The organism is Clostridium psychrophilum (genome assembly GCF_018861705.1).
GTDB classification, from domain to species: Bacteria; Bacillota; Clostridia; order Clostridiales; family Clostridiaceae; genus Clostridium_AD; species Clostridium_AD psychrophilum.
The window spans coordinates 33,358-58,540 of record NZ_JAHLEC010000011.1 but is presented as its reverse complement, the minus strand read 5'-3'; the positions used below and the strand labels follow the sequence as shown (position 1 = coordinate 58,540).

Here is a 25,183-nt window from a genome sequence, read left to right as displayed (position 1 = left end):
TTTTTATTGAAATTTTCATATTAATTTACAATATTTTCAAGAGGCATAGCCTAAAATTTGAAATAGCTTAACTCCTACCGGAGAAAATATAGCTTTTTGTGGCTTAATCATATTATAATATAAATTAACATGCCTTCTATTTTTTTAATCATATATTGTGCATTTCATATCATCTTTCCTAATAATATTAAATCATTCTTAGTCAGTTCAAACGCATTATTATTATTATTATAAGTGACAAAATAAAGATGGAGTCCAGCACTTGAAGAACCCATCTTTATTTTGAAGTGCGTTATTAATCACTACAAATATATTTCCTAAATGATGCTAAAGTTTATTAGCTATTTACTGCAATTTTTTTTAAAGCTTCTATATAATCAATTCCTTTTACAGTATTATATTGACCTTCCCATTTGGATATAACTACACAAGCAAGGGAATTGCCAACCACATTTCTCCAATTGACCCAATTCCTAAACCAAACATAAGTGAAAAGAAAATAATTGAAAGCATATCTCCACTAGCTAATGATTGCATAATATTAGTTGGAACAATATTTACAAAAGTATCTATAAAACTATGAGTCTGAACAGTTGCTGCAGTACCTGCATAGCTTGAAATGCTAGTCTTTACAAGTGAATGCATGTCTATTCCAGTTCCTGGATGAATTACATTGCCTATAAATAAACCGAGAAAAATTGCAATGGTAGTAATAATTTCAAAATATATAATCGTTTTAAGACCGATTTTCCCAACTTCCTTTCCATCGCCTACACCTGCTACACCTACAACACCTACAACACCTACAACTAATGATGAGAAGACAATTGGTACAACAATCATTTTAATTAATCTTAAAAATATATCACCTTGGAAGCTATAAACAATCTGGTATTTTATGGGTTTATCATGAAAAAATTTAAATTATATTAGAAAACAATTTTCATATTCTTTGATTGTAATGTTTTATAATAAGTTCATCCTCAAACTAAATGGAAGATGAGCTTATTATATTCTATGTTAATTTTTAGCAATTCCATTTCAATTGAATTAAAAAACAAAAGTAATAAAGTATTATATAAAAAAGATTGCAGATGCGTGCAATTCGAAAGCAATGCACGCTAGTTATTGATGACTTTATTATCAATGCATGTTAAAAAAACGTATTTTTCAACCAATTTTTAATTACTTTTATAGGAGCAAATAAATATGTTTCACACTGATTTATTATACACTAAAATAAGTTTTTAATTATTAAATTAAGGATGTAAATAAGGGAGATTATTATGAAAAATCTAGCTCTTAAAAAGTTACTGATTTGTGGAACACTTATTCGAAAATACCCTATAAATAAAATTTTCCATTTTTAAATAAACCTATTATACTTACTTCTAATCATTAGATTATTTAGTCATCTAATTTCTTTATATGTTTATCAAATTGAATGTAATATCATGATTAATAGTGATATTATTTTCTGTCATTTGTTAGTAAATTCATGTTTAACAATTTAGGGCTAATAATTAATTTACTTTCATATGGGTAGTAATCTTAACAATAATTAATAAAGATTAATAAATATTAATAAAGATTAATAAATATTACATGAATAAGATAAACATATCACAGTATGTATCGACAAAAACATGCATTTAGGGTACTATATAAATAAGTTAATAAAAGTTAATAAAATTTATTAAATATAAGAGGGGGAAGTATAACATGTCAGAGATTCAATATATAGGTGCAGATTTGGGACGTGGATTTATAAAAGGGTATACTGAATATGAAGGTGAGTCAGGAGAATGTATATTTAAAAGTATCATAGGTGATGGACGAGATTTAATGGATTACAATTCTTATAATGATCCTATTTATTTGAAAGTTGATGGAGAAGACGTATTTGCTGGTGAGATTTGTGAAAAAGAAAGCTTTAACAAAAGATATAATTTTAGTGATGACAAAACATCAAAAACAACGAGACAATTGCTTTTCACTTTATTAAATAAGTTAGCACGTTCTAGTACTGTTAAAATAGGGTTAGGAGTTCCAAATAAAGTTTTTAGCACGGAAACATTTAATGAAGTTAAAAATGCATATAAGGGCAAAACTATTGAAACATATAATTATATGACTAAAGAACTTAAGAAAATTTATATAGAAGATATAATAATTTTTAGAGAATCAGACGCTGCGCTTTTACATACTATAAATAATCATAAAGATAGAGTAGCATTAAATAATAAAAGATTAGGCATGATTACATTAGGGTTTAAAACAAGTGAACTTACTTATTTTGAAAAAGGACAAAAATTTAATGATAAGCTTAGTAAAACTATAGAAATAGGGAATAGAACAGTACTAGATATTATTCAAGATAATTTGGATAAGAAGGGTATAACAAAGGAACTATCAGAAATTGATACAGAAAAGGAATATGATATTATAAAACAGCCCCTATATGAAAATTTAATTGAATCTATAAACCAGAAAATAGAAATGGAATGGATTAATCACAAAGACATGAGAATATTTTTAGGTGGAGGAACGAGTTTGAATATTAAGGATAACTATATACCAGCAAAATTCGAAAAGATAGAAGAACCACAAATGGCAACCGTTAAAGGATTGTTTTTAGTTGCCAAGGAGATGTTGAAATAATGTGCAAGAAAAAAGTTAAATCATTTAATTTAAGCAATGAAGCTTTTAACGTAATAGAAAATTATAAAAACGAAAATCGTTTAGGTAGTAATAGCATTTCTTTAGAAAAAATATTGCTTGATGAGTATGATGCAAAAGATAAAATTAATGAAGATGGAATAAGAAGAATTGTAGAAAAAGCTCTAAAAGAAAAAAAGCTAGTAAGTGATGAGACTGAGAATAAGGTTGAAGACGAAAATAAAGAAGTTGTTGTTGATGAAGTTATGAAAAGTTCAATCGCAAATATGAAAGAACTATTTAAAAACATGAACTAAAATAATTAATTTAATTATAAGCTTATAAAAGGTAGTAGGTATTTTTTATAAGCTTAAAAATTTTATTCAGTTTTAATTTTTAATGAATCTGAAATTTTAATTTTTGCTTGTTCTTTTTTTAATGTGGTTTCAATTGTTTTTATATCCTCAATCTTTTGTTTATAAATGGATACATCTTCTAAAGCAACTTTATGTTTTGTAAATTCAACACTTTCTTCACTAAGAGGTATACGAATAATATTTTTGGGTTCATCGTTATGATCTTGAATATCTGAAGATAGATTTTTGTTTTCTATTACGAGTTCTATACGCTCAACAGATACAGTAAAACTCTTTTTTAATGTGATGGATTCTCTATAAACTTTAACATCCGCTGTTTGCATCCACTCTTTTGAAATATCTAGTTTCTCTTCTTTGATCTTAAGATCAACATCTTTATTATAATTATATGAAATTTGTTCCAATTCATTTATTTGTGGTTCATACTTAGAATTTATGTTTTTTAGGGGATTTTCGACCATACATATTCCCTCCATTTATTTTGAAAAACACCTCGCAAATTATTAATTAAATTTGGAGGTGTTTTCTAGTTTATTATTTGTGATTTATACCGTTATCAATTATATTGGCATCTCCATTTTTATCAATGTGAGCTTCTTCTCTTTTGAGAGTTTCATCTATATGCACTGTATTTTCTAGTTCGCGTTTGTGAGCTAGAATTTCTCCTGTTACTACTGTGTGCTTATCTACATTAACTTTTTCCTCATTTACAGGAATCCTAATAGTTTCTTCGTTTGTGATAGGTGAATCACTTGCTTCATTGTTTAATGATCTTCTTTCAATGACTACTTCTTCGCATGAAACAGGGACATCAACTCTTTTTTGTTCTTCTAAAATCTCTTTACTAATTTCTACATCGCCTTTTTGTACACGATTTTTGTTAATGTCAAGTTCTTCTTTGCGTAGGCTTAGTTTTGCACTATCATCTGTTTTTTCTTTAATATTTTTGTCACCATTTTTGAAAATTCCATCAAGTATACTCATATATAAATACCTCCATCAATTATTAATTTTAAATCATTAATATATTGTCCTTTTAAGAAATATATTATCCTAATTAAACGATGGAAATAAAATCAAAAAAATTATTGTAAACTTTCTCATAGGCAAAATTTATTGTTATACTTATTTTAAGTAAATTCGATAATATTTAAAAAAAATATTTCTAAAAGATATTAATTGTGACAATTTGTACAGTGAAATTTTTATTTGAGTCAAAATGTAATTAAGAGTTACAATGGTTATAGAGGGGAGGTATACATAATGAACATTCTAATTGTAGAAGATGAACAAGATATAAGAGAATTGCTAGAAATCCATTTATCAAAAGAAGGATATAAAATTTACACAGCAGAAGATGGAATACAAGCATTAGATATATTTGAGAATAAAGATATAGACATTGCTTTGCTTGATGTTATGATTCCTAAAATTGATGGGTTTAAGGTCCTAAAAAAAATCAGAGAAACTAGTGAAATACCAGTAATATTTATAACTGCAAGAGAAGGAGAATCAGATAAAATCTTGGGGCTTGGATTAGGTGCAGATGATTATGTAATAAAACCTTTTAGCCCCATTGAGATAATTGCACGAGTTAAGGCACAGCTACGACGGTATTACAAATATTCTAACAAAAATCACAAAACTAGTATAAAAATTGGAGAATTAACGTTAGATAAAGAAAGTTGTTGTATTTATAAAAACAACGTAGAAATAGCATTAAACCCAAAAGAATATAGATTACTTGAGTTTATTTTGGAGAATCCCGGAAAAGTATATACTAAAAAACAATTATATGAGATAGTTTGGAAAAATCCTTATTATGGTGACTCTAATACTATTATGGTACATATAAGTCATATAAGAGAAAAAATTGAGGAAGATCCTAAAAACCCAAAATATTTAAAAACAATAAGAGGAATAGGATATAAAATGGAGAAAAATCATGAAAAATAGTAAAGATATATAATAGTACCTATAGATGTTTAGAAAAGATGTTTAAACTATAGGTGCCATTATAGTATACATGATTGAATTAATCATAACTTCTATTTTTTATTGTTAATCTTATCGAGTTTTTTTTGAAGAGCGTCTATACGATTTTCTATTTTTTTTAAAGTATTACAATAATCTAACAAAGAGTGATCAATATGACTACTGGTTTTAAAAATTTTAAATAAATCTTTTCCTATATCTCTGTAAAGATCATCCATACTATTTTCTTCAAGATAAATTTTATATTTAATCTTAGATATTTCTACAAAATCTTCAGATTTATTTGAAATAAATCCTAGACTATTACTTATTGAACCTTTAAATTTATTTAAATTAGGAGCTGTTGGCATAACATTCCCTCCTTTTATGGTATAATTTAAATTAAATGAATAGATTTAACGACATTTCAGAAGTCGTCAATTCATCTTCTTCGAAACTGTTGAAGCGACCTAGTAGATGATTTAATAGTATATTATTTTATGTAATGTATATTTGTGACTAAGAAATTGATAAATTATTAGTATACATATTTTTCTTATAAATTAAATAAAGATTGTTAATTTTAATATGGTGGTGAAGATATGAATAATAAAGAAAAACCAATAGGATTTTTTGATTCAGGGGTAGGTGGAATAAGTGTTTTAAAGGAATCTTTAAAAGTACTTCCCAGTGAAGATTTTGTTTATTTCGGTGACTCATTGAATGCTCCATATGGGACTAAAAATGTAAATGAGGTAAGAAAGTTAACCTTTAATGCGATGGATTTTCTTTTGAGCAAGGGAGTAAAGGTAGTAGTAATTGCTTGTAATACAGCTACTAGTGCAGCTATAGATGCACTTAGGCAGAAGTATACGGACATACCTATAATTGGAATAGAACCAGCACTTAAGCCTGCTGTAGAAATCAGTAAGGGCAAAAGCATAATTATTATGGCAACACCAATGACTTTATCTGAAAAGAAGTTTAGTAATTTGATGGATAAATATGATAAAGAAGTAAATATAATTTCACTCCCATGTGCTGGACTTGTTGAGCTCATAGAAGATGGGATCACCGAGGGGCATCAAATTGAAGAATATCTGCGAGATAAGCTTAAAAAATTCATGTATTTAGATGTAGCTTGCATAGTTCTTGGATGTACCCATTACCCTTTTATAAAAAATGAATTAATTAAAATAGTTGGTGAGAAAACTACTATAATTGATGGAAGTGTAGGTACAGTAAATCAACTAAAAAGGCAGCTTGCGAGCAATAATCTTTTGAATGAAAAGAAAACAAAAGGTACTGTAACTGTATATAATTCATTGAATAACAAACAGATAATAGATTTAAGTTATAAATTATTGAGATTATAAATTGAGTAAGATTTTAAAAATATATCAATACAAAAACAGTTTGGAACTAGTTAACTAGTTTCAAACTGTTTTTGGTTTAAAGGCTATTTAAAAATAATTAATTATGAATTAATCATAGCAATATTAGGGGCAAGGGAATAAAATATATTGTACAAATAAACAACAGAAATAAGGTGATGAAATGAGGGTATTTCAATTAGAAAAGAATAATGAACATTACGTAGGGCATAAAAATTTTAACATGAAAATAGAAGAAGCAAATAAAATCAATTGTATAGTTATTAATAATCCAGCACAAAGTAATTGTTTATGCGTCATAAATCATTTAGTATGTAAATCTATTGAAAGTAAAAACATTGTACATCTAATTATATCAAATGATGATAAACAGTTAAAAGATACAACTACGTTTGGAAGTTTAACCATTGGATATGAATATGCTAGCGTAGAGGCTCATGATAACCTAGAAATAGATATAGTTAACATTGAAAAAAACAGTGACGTAGATATGTTAGATGAACATTTTTTAATAATACTTCCTGGAGGGAATATTCATATAAAATTAGAGGAACCTCAAAAAAAGATAATATTACAAATAAGTGTTGGACAACAAATGATTTAATTATTATTAGGCATGTTATCTTCAAAATAGTTAGATTGTATCTGCCTATTTTGAAGATGTTTAAATATAGAGTTTATTTATAAAAAACAGCATATACTATTATATGTGATATAATTTATATTAAATACATAACAAAAGGAGAGATAATTATATGAATCCAATAGTAACAATTAATATGGAAAATGGTAAAATAATAAAGGCTGAATTGTACCCAGAGGTTGCACCTAATACAGTAAATAATTTTATTAGTCTTATAAATAAGGGCTTTTATAATGGACTTATTTTTCATAGGGTAATTCCAGGATTTATGATACAAGGTGGTTGTCCTGAAGGTACAGGTGTCGGTGGACCTGGATACTCAATTAAGGGTGAATTTTCTTCTAATAAATTTAAAAATGATTTATTGCATTCAGTTGGTGTTTTATCAATGGCTAGATCTAATGATTTGAATTCAGCAGGAAGTCAGTTTTTTCTTATGGTAGCCGATTCTCATCATTTAGATGGGAGTTATGCAGCTTTTGGGAAAGTAACCGAAGGAATGAAATATGCTTTAGAAATAGCTAAGGTTGAAAGAGATTTTAGAGATAAGCCATGTAAAGAACAGAAAATAAAAAACATGACTGTTGATACTTTAGGAATAAAATATGACGAACCAGAAAAAATGTAAAAATATACAATTGTAGGGGGGAAGGTTGGAATGAACATTATTAATCAAGAACTTATCCTTGCATATGGATTAACAAAAATTGAAGAAGAAGACCTCAATGGTTTATTATCAAAACAAAACATATTACCTTGCAAAGTAATTAAGCAGAATATGGGAGCACTTACAATAAGAAAAGTATTAGAGAACGTAGAAATAAAAGAAAATAATGATGAATTACCCCATGAAAAATTACTTTTATTCAATGGTTTTAATGATAAGAAACTTTATGATCTAATTGATAGTATAAGAGTGATTAAAAGCAGTGATACTATACTAGCAGCGGTAACGCCAACATCTATAGATTGGACAGTGAGCTATCTAGTGCAGCATCTAATAAAAGAAAGAGAAGCATACAAAAAAATGGAATAACCACAAAATATAAATCTTCTGTGATATAGCAGAAGATTTATATTTTAGAAATAATTATTTTATTGAAAGGTGGAGAACTATGAGTAGATTAGGAGATAAAATTAAGAAAATAAGAGAAACAAAAGAAGTAAGCCAAAAACAATTAGGCAAAAAAATCGGAGTTTCTGAAGGTTTTATTAATGATATTGAAATGGGAAAAAAGGTTATTAATGAAAAATTTATAGAAAAAATATCTAAGGTATTAGGTGAAAAGATAGAAGATTCATCAGCATCATTTGAAGATGCTGAGACTGAAGATGAGAGGAAACCAAAACTTGAAAGACCAATTCAAGGAAAAGTAAAAGAGGTTTGGAATGATGCTTTCAGCTCAGTTCTAAAAGATGTTTCTATTTATAAATATGATTTAGACAAAGTTGTAGGGAAAAAGCAAATGCCAATAATATCGAACAAAGTAGAGGGATATGCTCAAGACAAAGTACTATTTTTAGAAATCGAAAATGATGATATGCTTGGGTTTAGAATTTGTAGCGGAGATATTGCTTTTGCACATTTAACACATGAAATAGAAAATAATGCTATTTCGCTTGTGGATTATAATGGACAAAGAGTCTTAAGACAAATAAAGAAGTTAGATAGTAACAAAATATTATTAATAAGTAATAGAGTATCATTAAGAACTGATACGGTTCAGCATAATGATATTCAAGTAATTGCGAAATTGGATAGAGTAGAGTTTAAGTTATGATAATGCACCTAATGGAGGAAAGCACATCCTTGCTAGCAAGGGATATGCTTTCCTTTGTTAGGTTATACTTACATATAAGTAGAACTTAAGATAATAATTGTACATAACTAAAATCAAATTAGCGAATTAATAATTATTCTTATTAACAAAACACTATCGATAGTTTATAATAGATAATATATTAAATAAGTGATATTAGTTTGCTATAGATGAGGGGTATTGCTAATAATCATATAACAAAACGTAGGTTATATATAAAAGGGGGGAATGAACAATATGAAAGGAACAGTAGTGGCAACTTGGATGAAAACATGTAGAAAGCTTTATGGGGATAGTGTGGTTATTAATGCAATGGAATCTGTGGGTTGGAAAGCTCACAAAATATTTTTGCCTGTAGAGAATATTGAAGATGGACAAGTTAAAAATATAGTAGGTAGAATAGCAAAGGAACAAAATATTCCAATAGAAAAACTATGGAGAACTATAGGAAAAGATAATTTAACCACTTTTCATAAAGATTTTCCTGTATTTTTCCAAACAGAAAATATATATTCGTTTTTAAAATTATTATTTGATATACATGTGGCAATGACAAAAAAGTTTGTTGGATCTATTCCACCACTTGTAGGTATAACACCTATTTCTAGTCGTGAAGCTATTTTTACTTAAAATTCTAAGAGAGCAATGTTTGATTATTTTTTAGGACTTTTAGAAGGAACTTGTGAGTATTTTAATGAAAAAATTGAAATTAGACAATTAGAAAAAACCTCAGATAGTCTAAGTTTAAAGCTTACATTTTAAAAGGATATCTATTATAAAAAGACATATAAAATCAATAAAATTTTATCTTTAGGTTTTATTAATAGCTCTCATGCTAAAGTAGGTCTAATTACTTTTATTATAGCATTACTAGGGGCTATCTCAATGGTAGGTAATGAGAGTATAATAAAGGTGTTAGGAATTGCAATTATTTCAGGAATAACATCATTTTTATCATCGTGTGTAATGGGAAGACCTAAAAAGTTAATTTCACAAACTATAGACCAAATCAATAGTAATAATTATGTTGAGGATGGAGATATAGTAACTGGTGATGAGTATGAAGAGTTATATAAGAAAATTAAGTTATATAAAAAAGGATTTAGATCAGATTTTGTTGAGTTTAAAGGTGTGACTGATGAAATGGATACTTTTGCTGACAATATAAATAAAATTTCCGACATTATGAATAAGACTTCTGGGGACATAACAGGAGTAGTTGAGCAAATGGCTAGCTACTCTGTAAGCCAGGCAGAAAACACTGAAAATGCTGTTTTAATATTAAATGATAATATTGAATCTCTTAAAGGCATTGTTAAAAATGAAAATGACAATAAAGATGAATTAGAAAAAACTATTAAAAAAATAAATAATAGTTATGAAAGTGTTGATAGTACAAGTGAAAATATACTTGGCACTTTAGAAAAATTTCATGAAGTTAAGGAAAATGGCATTAGACTAGAAACCAAGGCTCATGACATAACAAGTATAGTATCAATTGTTTCTCAAATTTCTGAGCAGACCAATTTACTCGCACTTAATGCATCAATAGAAGCTGCGCGTGCAGGTGAACAGGGAAGAGGAGTTGCTGTAGTTGCTGATGAAGTTAGAAAGCTTGCGGAACAGTCAAAGAGTGCTGTAGAAGAAATTAATAGTAATTTGATTGAATTTGTTAAGGATATAAATACACTTGTTAATAAAATTGGTGACCAGTATGATATTTTGCAAAATGAAACTAAGGGGCTAGAAGACGTAAGAGATATAAGTTATGAGGCTACAATGTCAGTTAGAACTGTATCGACTTCAATGATAAATACTATAAATACTATAAATGATTTAGATAGGGAATCAAAATCTATTGCAAACATATATGAAACAATAGAGTCTTTAGCCGCAATTTCGGAGGAGAATTCTGCTTCTTCCGAGGAGGTAAGTGCTAGTGTTGAAAGTTATACAAATCAAATAAAAAATCTAATAGACAGTATATATGAATTTAAAAAATAAACAAGTTCATTTAAAGATAATCTAAAAAAATATAAGATATAGCTTTTATTAAGGCGGTAGGGAGAAGAGAAATGGAGCAATTAGAAAAAAAAATCGTGACGAATGAGTGGAAGGAGATTATTAAAAGAGGATTAATGGGGATAAGCATACTTTTGATAAGTTTGACTTATCCATTGCTAAATCAAAATAGAGGGAGTACAAATTCTGTATTTACATATGTGGATAAATTTATTCCTTTTAATAAATATTTTATATTACCTTATATGTCTTGGTATCTATTTATAGCAGTTTTCTCTGTTATTTTATGCATAGTAGATAAAGAAAGGTACTTAAAGCTTCTTATAACTTTAAACATAGGCATGATTTCATGCTATATAATATATTATTTTTATCCAACATATGTTCCAAGGCCCATAATAAAAGGAACGGATTTTTTTAGCAATTTAGTTATGAATTTGTATCAGATGGATAATCCTTACAACTGTTTTCCAAGTATTCATGTTTTAAATTCTGTGTTAGTAGCTCTGTATACTTATGAATCTGATAAGGTTAGTAAATGGGCTAAAGCAATTTGTATTATCATATCTGTTTCAATAATTTTATCCACTGTGTTAATAAAGCAACATTATTTTGCTGATGTTATTGCAGGTATTATATTTGCTTGTATACTATATTTTTCTTTCTTTAAGTTGAAGTTTAATGACATGATAAGTGAGAAAAATAATACATCGATAAGTGATAATTAGTTATTTATAAAGGCCCCATGATTTTAATAAAATCATGGGGCCTTTATAAATGAAAAGTTGAAAATTTTGTTTTTAGATTTCACCTAAATCGAAATCGGGAACAAAAGATTTAGAGGAAGATTCACTTTCTTGAATATAACAATTGGTGATTCCTAATTTTAAACAATAGTTTATTAGGGAATCATAATGATTGGGGTTTACTTTCTTGTTTATTTCAGGATATGCAAAAGATTTATGCATAGGAGTGTATTGATTCATTAAGCTTATATATACATTATTTTTAAATGAAGTATATATAAAATCTATTACTTTCTTAGAATCAAATAATAACCCAGGAAGCATTAGATGTCTTACTATTACACCACTTTGAATTATTCCATTAGAATCAAATTTTGTTTTGCCTACTTGTGAAACCATTTCAGTAATAGCTCGACTTGCGGTATTAAAATAATTAGGAGCATTTGAATATTTAATAGCATATTTATCATTGTGGTATTTTAAATCTGGCAAATAAACATCAATAAAACCTCTAAGTGCTTTTATGGTGTCTATATTTTCATATCCACTTGAGTTATAGAGTATAGGGATACTAAGGCCTTTATTTTTAGCAAGTTTTAAAGCTTCTATTATTTGTGGAACATAGTGAGTGGGTGTTATTAAATTTATATTAAGGGCACCTCGTTTTTGATGTTGTAAAAAAATCTCACTAAGTCTATTTATAGAAACAGTTTTTCCGAGACCCTCGTGACTTATTTTATAGTTCTGACAAAATACACACCTTAGATTACAATTAGAAAAAAAAACTGCACCTGAACCTGATGTGCCAGAAATACAAGGTTCTTCCCAGTAATAAAGGCTCACTTTAGCTATTTTTATATCTACAGAAGAGTTGCAAAAGCCTAATTCTCCAGCTGATCTATTAATGGAACAGTTTCTAGGACATAAATTGCAGTTTTCTAGTAAGTTTAAGAAATGTGTTTTATTATTAATCATTTTTATCTCCTTGTAATAAAATTTAAACAATTATAATACACAAAAATTGTACAGTTCAATTTAGATAATGTCAATTCTCATTTTTGATTGTTTTTCTATAAAATATAATGCATTGAATTAAAAAAATAAAACTTATTGCACCAAAACCAGGATAAAGCAATTTAATTAGAGTTTTGAAGCCGATTTGAGAAACAGGTATGGCTATAATAAGTATTATTAAGACGGCGTTTTTATAAGAAAGATTAAATTTTTTCTCAAGGGTTTTACCTACGCTATAAATATTAGAAACTTCGGTTGAAAACATTTCACACCAAATTACACAAAGTAGAAGAATTTGCATTAGTGTACCAAAGCGGTGTGTTATATACAAAAGTGGAATCTCATATTTAAAAATTTGAGGTATATTCAATAAAAGCATTATATTTATTAAGAAGCATAATAAGGTTAGTCCTAAGGCACCAATTATAACTCCAGGGATAAGAACTCGCTTAGACTTTATTTCTTGGCTTAGTGGAACTAATACACCACTACAACATAGCATATTAAAGCCTGCATAGAGCAAAGCAGAAAAGAACCATTGGAAAGGCATTATATTATCTTTGTAAGAAGGAATTTGTTTTATATATGATGTACTAACCATATCTTTAAAAAAAACTAAATATAAAATAAATATAGTTATAATAATTGTGGTAAGAGCTGGCACTATAAATGAATTTATAGTGATTAAACCTTTAGTATCTTTAAGTACGGTATATAAAGAGATAATAGACATAAGTAAAATACCTACCCATTTTGAAATACCAAAATATTGATGAAGAAGTGCTCCACTTCCAGCGAGTATTATTGCAGCGCCACTAACTAAGAAAAAACTTGTGAAAATATCTGTAATTACGCCAAAAAAACCTGGGCTTACAAGAGTTATAAGTTCAGTATAGGAACTTAATTTATGTTTTATACTAATAGATACTATAATTGAGCTAATTAATATATAGATTAAACAACATACAAGAATTCCCCAGAAACTTACATATCCATAAGTGCTGAAAAATTGTGTTATTTCCTGTCCAGAAGCAAGTCCTGCACCAACTATGGTGCCAATAAATACAGCTGAAGTTTGAAATATTAAACCGAACGTTTTTTTCAAAATATCTCCTCCATAAAATTATTAAATTAAAACCCATACTTAAATAAGATGCTTATATTTGTAAATATATGTGTGTTGTTTAGTAATAAATAATAATTTAAATAAAAAATAATGATTTTGTAAATTAAAAGCATATTTAGTGGGAAACTATAATCATAATAATTAATTAAAACTCAGTTTTATTGTGTATAAAAGTGATTATAAATTTGTAATTATATCAAAATTGGGTAAAAGGAGTGAAAACGTTGAAAAAAATTTTAAGTTGTGTACTAATATTATTTTGTGCCTTTTCTTTTACAGGATGCTTAAGTAAAAAAGGTGAAGAAAACGCCAAAGTCTATAATTTCAACATTATAACCGCAAGTAATGTAGTTAATAATTATATGGGCCTCATAATGGAAGGTAACTATAAAGACAGTAAAAAATTATATACTAAAGACTTGTTAAAAAAAGCTTCAATTATACCTAAAAGCGATTTGTTGATAAAGGGTTATAAAATCACAGAAAGTAGTGAAGTTGGTATAAGCGGTGTTTTTAAGGTGAGAGTTACAAAAACTGCTGTAGGATCATCATTGTCTTGTTTAGATGAATACTCTATAAAAATCATTAGAGATGGGGATAAATACAAAATAAGCGAGATTATTAGTGCACCACAAAAGGAAGCATTTGTGAATAGTATAGGCATCAGATTTCGTGATAAAACAAATGTAAAAACTAATTTAATTATTGATGAATCTGGACTTCCTAAATATGCTTATGCTAATGATGATCTAGCACACTTATATAAAATAAAAGTTCCTTTAAAGAAATATAGTTCTATAAATTTCAGTTACGAAGGAGATAAACTTGCAATTAGTACTTATGAAAAGAATTCATTTATAGGTGTTGTCTATATTGACGAATCATTAGCTGTTGCATCGGATACTGGGAGTTCATCTGGCCCGGCGGACAATGGAGGGTCAGAAGAAATAGCTAAGGAGAAACCAATTGGAAAGGAATTAATTCAATTAGATATGTTAATGGATTGTAAAGTTGAGTTTATGACCTTCTCATTAGATGAAAAATATCTCGTTGTTCAATATGATGATAAGAAAAGTACGGGAAAATATATTAAGGTTTATCAAGTAGATAATGGAAAGACGATTCCATTTGATTTTGAAAAAAATTATCCTACAGATAAATTCCAATTAATGTATTCTTCTTTTGGAGAAGATACTATGACTTATGAGGTAATACCTAAATCAAATAGTAAAGTTTCAAAAGGAAACAATAAAGTTAAATGGATATTAAATTTAAATAATTTTACAGTGAAAAAATCATAATTAATACATTACGTATATACTATAAGGTATAATTAATATAAGTTCTAATAAAACAACTAGTCTTATGACTAGTTATTTTATTAGAATGGTTACGAAAGAAAGGAAGAGATTGACTTTGAAAATATGGATTGACAAAAGATATCAAAGCTTGAATTATTTTCTAAGAGAAAAGTTTGGTGCAAAGGTTTTTAAAATTTCGCTAGATGGTGGATTTTCTTGTCCTAATAGAGATGGAACCATTAGCACTGGGGGATGCTTATTTTGTAGCGAGAGGGGTTCTGGAGATTTTGCGGGCAATAGAATGTTTTCTATTACAAAGCAATTTGAAAATATAAAAACTATGATGAATAAAAAATGGAAGTCTGGAAAGTATATTGCTTATTTTCAGGCGTATACAAATACATATGCACCTATAGATGTATTAAGAGAAAAGTATGAGGAAGCAGTATCACAAGAGGGGGTAGTGGGACTGGCTATAGCTACTAGACCTGATTGCTTAGGAAAAGAGGTATTAGATCTTATAGAAGAGTATTCTAATAGAGTGTACACATGGGTGGAATTAGGACTACAAACCTCAAGCGATGAAACAGCTAAAATTATTAATAGAGGATATAAGCTATCAAGATTTGAAGAGGCACTTAAAGATCTTAATGAGAGAAATATAGATGTTGTTGTACATACTATTTTTGGACTCCCTGGGGAAAGTAAGGAGGACATGCTTAGGACAATAGATTATGTTGCACATAAGAATATAAAAGGAATAAAAATGCATTTGCTTTATCTTATAGAAAACACACCTATGGTTGAGTTTTACAAGCAAGATAAACTTAGATTTTTGAAGAAAAATGAGTATATAGATATTATTTGTGAATCAATAACTAGACTCCCACCTGATATAGTTATTCATAGATTAACGGGAGATGCACCGAGAGAATTATTAGTAGGTCCTATGTGGAGTTTAAAAAAATGGGAAATTCTAAATGGTATAGATAACAAATTGAAGGAATTAGATTTATATCAAGGCAAAGCATTTAACGACATTTCATCAGGAAAGTCTCCCATTATTATAAGTGCGAGTTAACTATTCTAGCAAAATAAAGCTTCAGTGGGGGGATAACAATTTAGAACTGTTATCTACCCCAGAGAACTACAAAGGGGTAAATCTCCGTCTGAAGTCGTTGCAGCGACCCAGGAGATGATTTAACGCAAGTACAGAGTGTGATTTAGGAGGAAATAACATATGAAAATAGATATAATAATTTCAGCAGATGATATAAAAAGAGAAAAAATAGAAAATAAAACAGTAGTAGTAATAGATATGCTTAGAGCAACAAGTGTGATAGTAACGGCTATTAATAATGGATGTAAGGGAGTAATTCCTGTTGTAACAGTTAATGAGGCATCTGCTATTGCGAGAAACAGTAAAGAGGAGGTTATGCTGGGAGGAGAGAGAGATGCACTGAAAATAGAAGGGTTTCACTATTCCAATTCTCCAATTGAATATACTAGGGAGACAATAGAAGGCAAATCACTTGTTATGACCACAACTAATGGGACAAAAGCTATAAAAGGTTGCATCTGTGCAAGGAATATCCTAATAGGTGCGATGATAAATGCAAAAGCTTGTGCAAAAAAGATTGTAGAATTAAATAAAGATGTAGTCATAGTTAATGCAGGAACCAATGGTGAGTTTTCTATAGATGATTTTTTATGCAGTGGATACATAATAGATTGCATACTAAATTTAGAAAAAGCAGAACTCTCAGATATAGCTACAACTTCTCATTATGTATATAAAAATAACCAAGATATTTACAGTTTTATAACCTACGCAAATCATTATAAAACTATTACTAAATTAGGGCTTACAGCAGATTTAGAGTACTGCTGTAGAAAAGACATTATAGATATAGTGCCAGAATATAAGGATGGGATTATACTTTAGGAGAATTATTGTTATAAACAAAAATAGAAACGTAATTTTATTTATTAAATTATGTATTTGTAAACATATAAAAGCAATAAGATTAAGATTTAAATGAAAGAAAAGTATATATTACGTAAAATGCATTTGAACTAGCTTTAGTAATTCTAATTTAGTTTATTTATAAATGCGTGAAGAAAACTCATTGTTTGAGCGATAGCGAGTTTGAGTTTTTAGCAGATGTAAATATATTAAATTTTAGAATTACTTAGCGACGTGAAAGCATCTGTAGTAATATATACTTTTTTATTTTTAAACTACTTGGAATACAAAAAATTTCAAGTAATATGATTCATCAGAATTCCATAATATTGGATGGTCTGCTGCTTGAGTTCTGAATTCTACCTGTCTAAGTGTTCTGTGAGCATCTAATGCTGCATCTGCAATTGTATCTTTAAATAAATCAGGTTTCATAAAATGAGAACAAGAGCAGGTTACTAAATAGCCACCTGGTTTTACCAATTTCATTCCACGTAGGTTGATTTCTTTATAGCCCCTTGTAGCACCATCAACAGTAGAACGCGATTTTGTAAAGGCTGGTGGGTCAAGTATTACTACGTCATATTGTCTTTGTTCCTTTGACCATGATCTTAATACTTCAAAAGCATTGTGGCATTCAAATTTAACAGTATCCGAGAGACCATTAAGTTCTGCATTATTTCTAGAACAATCTACTGCATATTCTGAAATATCTACTCCAAGTACACTCTTAGCACCAGCTATACCTGCATTAAGCGCAAAAGAACCTGTATGCGTAAAACAATCTAAAACATCGGCATCTTTGCATAATCTTTGTATTGCTGCTCTGTTTTCCTTTTGATCTAGGAAAAAACCAGTTTTTTGACCATTTTCCATGTCAACATAATATTTAACTCCATTTTCAACAATTTGCACTGTGGTATCAAATGGATCTGTCAAAAATCCTTTTGTTTGCTCCATTCCTTCAAGTTCACGAACTTTAGCATCACTTCGTTCATATACACCTTTTGCATTATATTCTTCCATTAAAAGATCTACGACTATAGTTTTATATTTATCTATGCCTAGTGCTAAAGATTGAATAACATAGTAATCTTCATATTTGTCTATAATCATACCAGGTACAAAATCTGATTCTCCAAACAAGAATCTACAGCTTGAGGTATCTATAACTGTTTTTCTGTATTCCCATGCATCGTGAAGTCTTTTTCTAAAAAACTCTTTATCTATTTGTTCATTAATATCTCTGGTCATTATTCTTATTGCAATCTTAGAAAAATCATTTATGTACCCTTTTCCTATAAATTCATTCCTAAAATTATATACTTCAATGATATCTCCATTTTCGTATTCACCGTCAAATTTTTCTATCTCGTTACTATATATCCAAAGATGACCATTTTCTGAATTTCTTCCTCTGCCTTTATATAAGTAAAATTTACAAGCCATTTTATATTCCTCCTGTGCTATTTAGGAGACATGACAATGTATAAGTATGTTATGTCCCGTGTATTTCATATATTTTGAATAAATATTAAATATAATCATCAAATTATTTATCTATAGTAGTATAACACACTGAATTAATTTGTAATATAAAATATAAAAATATGTTTTGACATAAGGAGGAATATAAATTACACTTATATATGTGCCATTTTTAAATGTATACTTGATTTAAGGATAATAATATAAAAACTGGATATGTTTTTTAATGGATAATTTACAAGTATAGTAGCTAATTATTAAAGCAAATAAGTATATGGAAAGAGATTATAAAATGTAAATACATAAATGTATAAATATATAAAAACATAAAAATATATAAAAATATAAAATCATACTATAGTAAGGAGAAATACAAATGAGTATATTAGTAGTAAAAAACATGAGCCATGGGTTTGGTGATAGAGTAATATTTGATGATGTATCGTTTAGGTTACTTAGGGGAGAACACATAGCGCTTATAGGGGCTAATGGAGAAGGAAAATCAACATTTATGAACATTATTACCGGGAAACTTATGCCAGATGAAGGTGAAGTTGAATGGTCTAATAATGTCAGAGTGGGATATATGGATCAGCATACTGTTTTGGAAAAAGGAAAGTCTATTAGGGATGTTTTAAGGGATGCTTTTAAATATCTTTTTGACGCAGAAAAGGAAATGATCAGTGTAACAGAGAAGATGGCGGAGGCGTCACCAGCTGAATTACAAAAATTATTGGATAGAATGGGTACAATTCAAGATGAGCTTGATAATAATGGCTTTTATGGTATAGATTCAAAGATAGATGAGGTAGCTGCAGGAGTTGGTCTTAAAGATGTCGGTCTTGATAATGACGTTTCAGAATTAAGTGGTGGTCAGAGGACAAAAATACTTCTTGCAAAACTTCTATTAGAAGCACCAGATGTTCTACTCCTTGATGAGCCTACAAACTTTTTGGATGAGCAACATGTAGAGTGGCTTAAAAGGTATCTAGAAAATTATGATAAGGCTTTTATAGTAATATCACATGATATTGAATTCTTAGATGGTGTAATTAATATAATATATCATGTGGAAAATAAAAAACTAACTAGATATGTAGGGTCTTATAATGAATTCTTAAGAGTCCATGAGGCTAAAAAGCTGCAGATGGAATCAGATTATGAAAGACAACAAAAGGAAATTACTAGACTAGAGGTTTTTGTTGCAAAGAATAAAGCAAGAGCGTCTACTAGTGGAATGGCAAAAGCAAGGCAAAAGAAACTAGATAAAATTGACAGAATGGAGATTACAAAAGATAAACCAAAACCTCAATTTAATTTTAAATCTGCAAGAGCTTCGGGGAAAATGATATTTAGAACTAAGGACTTAGTTACAGGTTATGATACACCATTATCTAAACCATTAGATTTATATATGGAAAGAGGACAAAAAATAGCTTTAGTTGGTGCAAATGGTGTGGGTAAGACCACGTTGTTAAAGAGCCTTATGGGCGATATCAAATCTGTATCAGGAAAGGCAAGTTTAGGAGATTATCAATACATAGGATACTATGAACAAGAAATAAAGGGATTAAACCGTAATAATTGTATTGAAGAATTTTGGAAAGAATTTCCTAGTTTTACTCAGAGGGAAGTTAGATCTGCACTTGCTAAATGCGGGCTTACTACAAAACATATTGAAAGTAGGGTTACTGTGCTTAGTGGCGGTGAGCAAGCAAAGGTAAGGCTTGCAAAACTTCTAAACAGGGAAACAAATATATTAATATTAGATGAGCCTACCAATCATTTAGATGTAGATGCTAAAGATGAGCTAAAGAGGGCACTGAAGGAATATACAGGAAGTATCCTTTTAGTTTGCCATGAACCAGAATTTTATCAAGATGTAGTAACAGATGTTTGGAATTGTGAAGAGTGGACAACTAAAATAGTAGAATGATAGAGATGAAACAGTTGACTTAAATTTTAAAGAGGCATAATGATTTTACCATAATAAATAAATACAAAAAGAGCTAGAATAATTTCTAGCTCTTTTTGTATTTATTTTTTTATTTTAAAACTTCTAATCCTAGGTCTAGTATATTAGCAAACAATGACAATGTATTAGTATTTGGAATAACATTATTTTTAATATCTAATAATTTTCCAAGTCCATAATTTGTGCATATGCTAACAGTAGGAAAATTAATGTCACCAAGGTTACAAATAATATCAGCTTCATTTAATTTTGTTTTAGTTGTTTTATCAGAAGGCTCTAGTATGATATAAAGTCTTGTATCAGAATTATATCTTAGAACTTTTAAAGTATTACTTATTAGTATTTCTTTAGGTTTAGTATTAATATCGTATTTTGAAGTGGTTGAGGCAATGTTATTTATAACAAAATAATAAATATTTCTTTTGTAGTTTACCTTATCTTTAAATTCTTGTAATCTTTCTAAATTTAAATTTGTATCTACTGAAATTTCATCATTTTCTAAATTGTTAAAACTTTTTTTTATGTAAGCTAATTCTTCTTTGCCATGAAGTTCTCTAGCTAAGATATTCATACAGCTATCATAAACATCTTGAAATGGAGTAAATGGTAAAGCATATTTTATATTATCTAAAACAAGGTAAACCTTGAATTTGGAAGATTTATTACTATTTTTAGATGAATAATTGACTTCAACTAATAAGAGTTCATCAAGCAGCTGAGTATCAAGGGTTAGTTTCTCAATTCCTTTATTAGATTGTAGAATGTAATTTTCATTAGTAGATAGGCTTTGTGTATGTTGATTTATTATATAAGTACTTTTAAAACCAGATCCAGTAATTTCACCAACCCTCAATGAACTTTTTAGTGGCAGTTTCTTTAAATTTATATATGGTCTATTTATACATAGGTTGTTTTCAGATATTATTCTCATATTAAACTCCTTTAGTTCTAACAAAATCGTTAGTCTTATTTGTAAATTATAACATAATTAAGGATGGAAACAGGGTAATTGAAATAAACAGTAGATTATAATATAAATAGAAATGGTCTCGTTAGTTTTTAGAAAATAGTTGAATGGCTAAATTTTTTATGGTTTAAATGAAATTTTCTATAACTTTGTAGCATTATAATTTATATCATGGACAAAATATTAAAGGTAAAGGATATTAAATTATAATTATAGGAGGTATAAACATTATGGGAGAAAAAGAAGACCACTCTTGTGGAAGTCAACAAGAAAAGGAAAAAAAAGAAAACAATCAAACAACAAAAAATGATAAAAAGAAGCATAAATAAGATAATATAAAATTTATAATTTTAGAAGGCATATATTTTTTAAATATATGCCTTCTTTTTTAAATAGACGCTCCATCTTGGTTGTGATCAACATCATCTACGGTAACTACAACTTCTTTTTTTATCCAACCTTTGTTGTTAATGTTATTTTGAGAGTTTAGTGAAATTTCATACCATGAAACATTAAAAATTTCAGCACTGTCTTGAATCCCTATGGAAGTTCCTTTGACTATTGTAGATAGAACAGGTGAGCTTTCTATAGGGCTTAGATATAAACTACAACTTTCTTTTGTAGTCCCTGTTTTAAAAAGGGGCGGTCTGTATTTAATAATTATAGGGCCCTGAGTGCTATGCGAACTTTCAATTTTTAATTTGAATTCTCTATTTTGCCTAGAAAGTATCCTTAACTGAGTTTTTTGAGTTGACAATTTTTGATCTATTATATAATAATAGACACCAAAACATATTAAAAAAATTGAAAATAGAAGAATAAGCAATAGTATCTCTCCTTGTAGATTACTTTTTAATACAAATTATATGATATAAACAAAAAGGCTATAACTATATAATAATATTACATATTACTATATAGTATTCTATAGTAAAAAAAATATTCATATAAAAAACTCATGTATAAACATGAGCTTTATATAGCAGGTATTAATTCATTATATTCTGTTATATACATATCTGCATAATCAATTATTTCTTCCTCTTGTTCTTTAGAGGAATCATCATAAACACCGATTACCTTCATACCAGCAGCTTTTGCGCCTTTAATTGCAGGAAGTATATCTTCAAATACGATACAGTCAGTTGGGCTTACACCTAACTTTTTAGCAGCAAGTAAATATACATCAGGAAAAGTTTTCCCGCGAGAGACTTCATCAGTAAGTGTTATAGAGTCAAAATAATGATAGATACCATTAGCATGAAGTACAACTTCTAACAGAGACTTACTATTGCTTGTAGCGAGTCCAATTTTTATATGTGATTTTTTAAGTAAAGACAAAAATTCTATTACTCCTGGTTTTAGCTTTACATTATTAAGATATTCAACATAGGCATAATTGTTCCATTCATTTTTAATTTCTTCAAGTGTATCTAATATACCAAAATTATTTTTGAAATAAGCTGCGGTTTCATCAAAGCTAAGATGCTGTATTTGATTTTTTAAATTTTTAGGTAAATCCATATTTCTGTTTGAAAAATAATTTTTATCTATTGTGTTCCAAACCCACATAGAGTCAATAAGTGTACCATCCAAATCAAAAATCACAGCTTTAATATCTTTTAACATTTAATCACCTCTTGTTTAATTATAATATATTCCCAATTAGCAATATTGAGATGTTCTAAAAAAGCTTATAAGTAAGAAAAGAACATAAACTTCCAATGAAAATTCCCATAATAACATCTGTAGGATAATGAACCCCTATATAAATTCTGGAAATACCTACACATATTGCTAAAGGTATAGTTATAAACCCGAAAATAGGAAAATATAAGGCTATTATTACAGCTAATGAAAATGCACCAGTAGTATGACCTGATGGAAATGAATACTTGTCAATACCAATTTTTCGTATATTCAAGTTTGGAATTTTTATAAAAGGTCTTAATCTAGTAACAGTTACTTTAAGGATTTTACCTATACCAGTACTAATTGTTATGGAAATCATAGCTTCTATAGCCATGTTATGAAGTATAGTGTTATGAAATAAAAAGGTAATAGTGCAAAATATAAACATAAAAGTGAAAGAGCCTAAGTAGGTCATAGATGGCATTACAAAATCTAAAAACTTACACTTCCAAGAATTATTTATAATCCTGAGTATATTAATATCTCTATGACTTATATATTCAATTAATGCTTTCATAAAAGCCTCCCTTAGGCGTGAAAAATAAATTAACTTAATTATTAAGTATTGTATCATATTCCAGTGTATAGTTATATCTAGAATTTTCTCCCGAAAATCATAGTTTTATTTTTATCTTTAAAGTCATTCAAAGAATTAATACCAATCTTATTTAAAATTTTATCCATACAATCACTGTCAATAGACGTTTTTATTTTGGAGTCCTCGGCAAAATCATCGACCATACGTTTTCCAGAAATTGCATCTATTAAGCCCTTAGGTCCACCAACACAACCACCAACACAACCCATGCCTTCAATGAAATTTGCATTAACTTCTCCAGCTTGTGCTTTAGTAAGTAAGGTTTTGCATTCTTTTACACCATTTCCTTGAATGGCATTTAATAAATTATATTTTTCAGGATATAATTTTTCTATTATTTCACCTATAGCTATAGACACTCCACCTGTTCGTGCATAAAGTCTACCACCACGAGAGGCATATTCAGTTGATACATCTTCATCAAGCTTTTCTGGATGAACGCCCAATGTATCAAAAATATCCTTTAGCTCTGTGAAGGTAAGCACATAATCAATATCACCTAAAAGATCTTTTTGTTTAGCTTCACCTTTTTTTGCAATACAAGGACCTACAAATACTACTTTGCAAGTAGGGTCTAATTTCTTTAAAACTCTACCTGAGGCAACCATAGGAGAAACAGAAGGGGATACATATTTAATTAGATTGTTATATGATTTTTTTACCATTGCAACCCACATAGGACAACAACAGGAAGTAAGCATTAAATCATCTTTTGTTTTTACGTGTTCATCAAATTCTACTGCTTCTTTTATTGTAAGCATATCTGCAAAAAATGCTACTTCAATCATATCAGTAAACCCAATTTTTTTAAAAGCAGCTCTAAGCTGATCCACATTAACATTTTCTCCAAATTGACCCATAATCGCTGGAGCAACAGTTGCTATTACTTTGGAGTTACCTTTTAACAATTTTGCAAGTGGAATAAACTCAATTTTATCCATTAAAGCACCACTCGGGCACGCCTCAACGCAAAATCCACAGTCTGTACATTTGTCATTATCAATATAGGTAGTATTTTTTTTATTATCTATTAGGATGGCATCAAAAGGGCAAGATGCTTGACATAGAGTTTCACCATTTTTATCTGCACAATCCATAGTACAATCTTTAACCCTATCTACAATCTTATAGCTGTTTTCATAAGAAAAAATAGCCTTATTTAAATCATCTAAGTAATTATTAGAAAAGTCTACGTCAACACCACAAAGGGAAGAAATTATAGTACTTAATTCATTTTTGTTGATATTATCTTTAGATAATAATTCTTGTACTTTGATTTCAAAATTATCTTCATAATAAGATTTGAGTAGGGTCTTAAAAATTTCATTATACATTTTATTCAAAATAATCACTCCTAGCTGTTATTAACTATTTAATGATTTTATTGCAATATATGTAAAAACAATAAAAAGGTAGTTACTATTT

The 25,183-nt window shown here is 28.5% G+C and carries 24 protein-coding genes and 2 pseudogenes; 14 read left to right on the top strand and 12 right to left on the bottom strand.

What is annotated here, in order from left to right; genetic code table 11:
* Positions 1 to 453: 453 nt before the first annotated feature.
* Positions 454 to 870 (bottom strand): annotated as a pseudogene (locus KPL38_RS04390) (cation:dicarboxylate symporter family transporter); the annotation flags it as partial.
* 852 nt (positions 871 to 1,722) lie between these two features.
* Here KPL38_RS04390 and KPL38_RS04385 point away from each other — a divergent pair.
* Together KPL38_RS04385 and KPL38_RS04380 are read left to right on the top strand one after the other, a co-directional pair.
* A complete protein-coding gene (locus KPL38_RS04385; protein ID WP_216287531.1) occupies positions 1,723 to 2,661 on the top strand; it encodes a ParM/StbA family protein in 939 nt (312 codons plus the stop codon).
* On the top strand, positions 2,661 to 2,975 hold the full coding sequence (locus KPL38_RS04380) for a hypothetical protein (protein ID WP_216287529.1): 315 nt from the start codon (positions 2,661 to 2,663) through the stop codon (positions 2,973 to 2,975). Before KPL38_RS04385 ends, KPL38_RS04380 begins: the two co-directional genes overlap by 1 nt.
* 62 nt (positions 2,976 to 3,037) lie before the next feature.
* Here the strand turns inward: KPL38_RS04380 and KPL38_RS04375 are convergent, their stop codons facing one another.
* Positions 3,038 to 3,496 carry a YsnF/AvaK domain-containing protein gene (locus tag KPL38_RS04375; protein WP_216287527.1) on the bottom strand — a complete coding sequence of 153 codons (459 nt, stop codon included), beginning with the start codon at positions 3,494 to 3,496 and terminating at the stop codon, positions 3,038 to 3,040.
* A gap of 73 nt (positions 3,497 to 3,569) precedes the next feature.
* Positions 3,570 to 4,019: a YsnF/AvaK domain-containing protein gene (locus KPL38_RS04370; RefSeq protein ID WP_216287525.1), complete on the bottom strand. Its 450-nt coding sequence runs from the start codon at positions 4,017 to 4,019 to the stop codon at positions 3,570 to 3,572.
* 279 nt (positions 4,020 to 4,298) lie between these two features.
* Here KPL38_RS04370 and KPL38_RS04365 point away from each other — a divergent pair, with 279 nt between their 5' ends.
* On the top strand, positions 4,299 to 4,991 hold the full coding sequence (locus tag KPL38_RS04365; protein WP_216287524.1) for a response regulator transcription factor: 693 nt from the start codon (positions 4,299 to 4,301) through the stop codon (positions 4,989 to 4,991).
* 92 nt (positions 4,992 to 5,083) lie between these two features.
* On the opposite strand, the gene KPL38_RS04360 is transcribed toward KPL38_RS04365, so the two are convergent.
* Positions 5,084 to 5,380, bottom strand: coding sequence for a hypothetical protein (locus KPL38_RS04360; protein WP_216287523.1), 297 nt, complete (start codon positions 5,378 to 5,380; stop codon positions 5,084 to 5,086).
* A 231-nt stretch (positions 5,381 to 5,611) separates the two neighbouring features.
* Here KPL38_RS04360 and murI point away from each other — a divergent pair, with 231 nt between their 5' ends.
* From murI to KPL38_RS04325, 7 genes and pseudogenes are all read left to right on the top strand, one after another.
* Positions 5,612 to 6,385, top strand: a complete 774-nt coding sequence (murI, locus tag KPL38_RS04355) for a glutamate racemase (protein ID WP_216287519.1) — start codon at positions 5,612 to 5,614, stop codon at positions 6,383 to 6,385.
* A 181-nt stretch (positions 6,386 to 6,566) separates the two neighbouring features.
* Complete coding sequence (locus KPL38_RS04350; protein WP_216287517.1) at positions 6,567 to 7,007, top strand: hypothetical protein; 441 nt, start codon at positions 6,567 to 6,569, stop codon at positions 7,005 to 7,007.
* 151 nt (positions 7,008 to 7,158) lie between these two features.
* Positions 7,159 to 7,674 carry a peptidylprolyl isomerase gene (locus KPL38_RS04345; protein WP_216287515.1) on the top strand — a complete coding sequence of 172 codons (516 nt, stop codon included), beginning with the start codon at positions 7,159 to 7,161 and terminating at the stop codon, positions 7,672 to 7,674.
* Between the two features lie 30 nt (positions 7,675 to 7,704).
* Positions 7,705 to 8,082 carry a DUF3783 domain-containing protein gene (locus tag KPL38_RS04340; RefSeq protein ID WP_216287512.1) on the top strand — a complete coding sequence of 126 codons (378 nt, stop codon included), beginning with the start codon at positions 7,705 to 7,707 and terminating at the stop codon, positions 8,080 to 8,082.
* Positions 8,083 to 8,161: 79 nt separating this feature from the next.
* A complete protein-coding gene (locus tag KPL38_RS04335; protein ID WP_216287510.1) occupies positions 8,162 to 8,827 on the top strand; it encodes a helix-turn-helix domain-containing protein in 666 nt (221 codons plus the stop codon).
* Positions 8,828 to 9,103: 276 nt separating this feature from the next.
* Positions 9,104 to 10,870, top strand: a pseudogene (locus KPL38_RS04330) (heme NO-binding domain-containing protein).
* 71 nt (positions 10,871 to 10,941) lie between these two features.
* The gene (locus KPL38_RS04325) at positions 10,942 to 11,616 is read left to right on the top strand and encodes a phosphatase PAP2 family protein (RefSeq protein ID WP_216287508.1); all 675 of its coding nucleotides are present in this window, start codon (positions 10,942 to 10,944) and stop codon (positions 11,614 to 11,616) included.
* A 72-nt stretch (positions 11,617 to 11,688) separates the two neighbouring features.
* On the opposite strand, the gene KPL38_RS04320 is transcribed toward KPL38_RS04325, so the two are convergent.
* Positions 11,689 to 12,609, bottom strand: coding sequence for a radical SAM protein (locus tag KPL38_RS04320; RefSeq protein WP_216287506.1), 921 nt, complete (start codon positions 12,607 to 12,609; stop codon positions 11,689 to 11,691).
* Positions 12,610 to 12,679: 70 nt separating this feature from the next.
* Positions 12,680 to 13,753 (bottom strand): YkvI family membrane protein, encoded by a 1,074-nt coding sequence (locus tag KPL38_RS04315; protein WP_246577805.1) that lies wholly within the window; start codon positions 13,751 to 13,753, stop codon positions 12,680 to 12,682.
* 245 nt (positions 13,754 to 13,998) lie between these two features.
* Here KPL38_RS04315 and KPL38_RS04310 point away from each other — a divergent pair, with 245 nt between their 5' ends.
* From KPL38_RS04310 to KPL38_RS04300, 3 genes are all read left to right on the top strand, one after another.
* Positions 13,999 to 15,075 carry a hypothetical protein gene (locus KPL38_RS04310; protein ID WP_216287504.1) on the top strand — a complete coding sequence of 359 codons (1,077 nt, stop codon included), beginning with the start codon at positions 13,999 to 14,001 and terminating at the stop codon, positions 15,073 to 15,075.
* A gap of 64 nt (positions 15,076 to 15,139) precedes the next feature.
* A complete protein-coding gene (mnmL, locus tag KPL38_RS04305) occupies positions 15,140 to 16,156 on the top strand; it encodes a tRNA modification radical SAM protein MnmL/YtqA (protein WP_376769013.1) in 1,017 nt (338 codons plus the stop codon).
* Positions 16,157 to 16,315: 159 nt separating this feature from the next.
* Complete coding sequence (locus KPL38_RS04300; RefSeq protein ID WP_216287502.1) at positions 16,316 to 17,020, top strand: 2-phosphosulfolactate phosphatase family protein; 705 nt, start codon at positions 16,316 to 16,318, stop codon at positions 17,018 to 17,020.
* Between the two features lie 291 nt (positions 17,021 to 17,311).
* Here KPL38_RS04300 and KPL38_RS04295 read toward each other — a convergent pair whose 3' ends face one another.
* A complete protein-coding gene (locus KPL38_RS04295) occupies positions 17,312 to 18,487 on the bottom strand; it encodes a class I SAM-dependent rRNA methyltransferase (RefSeq protein ID WP_216287501.1) in 1,176 nt (391 codons plus the stop codon).
* Positions 18,488 to 18,902: 415 nt separating this feature from the next.
* Here KPL38_RS04295 and KPL38_RS04290 point away from each other — a divergent pair, with 415 nt between their 5' ends.
* The gene (locus KPL38_RS04290; RefSeq protein WP_216287499.1) at positions 18,903 to 20,462 is read left to right on the top strand and encodes an ABC-F family ATP-binding cassette domain-containing protein; all 1,560 of its coding nucleotides are present in this window, start codon (positions 18,903 to 18,905) and stop codon (positions 20,460 to 20,462) included.
* 109 nt (positions 20,463 to 20,571) lie between these two features.
* Here KPL38_RS04290 and KPL38_RS04285 read toward each other — a convergent pair whose 3' ends face one another.
* From KPL38_RS04285 to KPL38_RS04265, 5 genes are all read right to left on the bottom strand, one after another.
* Positions 20,572 to 21,432, bottom strand: a complete 861-nt coding sequence (locus KPL38_RS04285; RefSeq protein ID WP_216287497.1) for a hypothetical protein — start codon at positions 21,430 to 21,432, stop codon at positions 20,572 to 20,574.
* Between the two features lie 424 nt (positions 21,433 to 21,856).
* Positions 21,857 to 22,294 (bottom strand): hypothetical protein, encoded by a 438-nt coding sequence (locus KPL38_RS04280; RefSeq protein ID WP_216287495.1) that lies wholly within the window; start codon positions 22,292 to 22,294, stop codon positions 21,857 to 21,859.
* A gap of 149 nt (positions 22,295 to 22,443) precedes the next feature.
* Positions 22,444 to 23,097, bottom strand: coding sequence for an HAD family hydrolase (locus KPL38_RS04275; RefSeq protein ID WP_216287493.1), 654 nt, complete (start codon positions 23,095 to 23,097; stop codon positions 22,444 to 22,446).
* Between the two features lie 55 nt (positions 23,098 to 23,152).
* Positions 23,153 to 23,677 carry a phosphatase PAP2 family protein gene (locus KPL38_RS04270; protein WP_216287492.1) on the bottom strand — a complete coding sequence of 175 codons (525 nt, stop codon included), beginning with the start codon at positions 23,675 to 23,677 and terminating at the stop codon, positions 23,153 to 23,155.
* 77 nt (positions 23,678 to 23,754) lie between these two features.
* Entirely contained in the window at positions 23,755 to 25,101 is a 1,347-nt protein-coding gene (locus KPL38_RS04265) for a [Fe-Fe] hydrogenase large subunit C-terminal domain-containing protein (RefSeq protein ID WP_216287491.1), read from the bottom strand.
* Between the last annotated feature and the right edge of the window lie 82 nt (positions 25,102 to 25,183).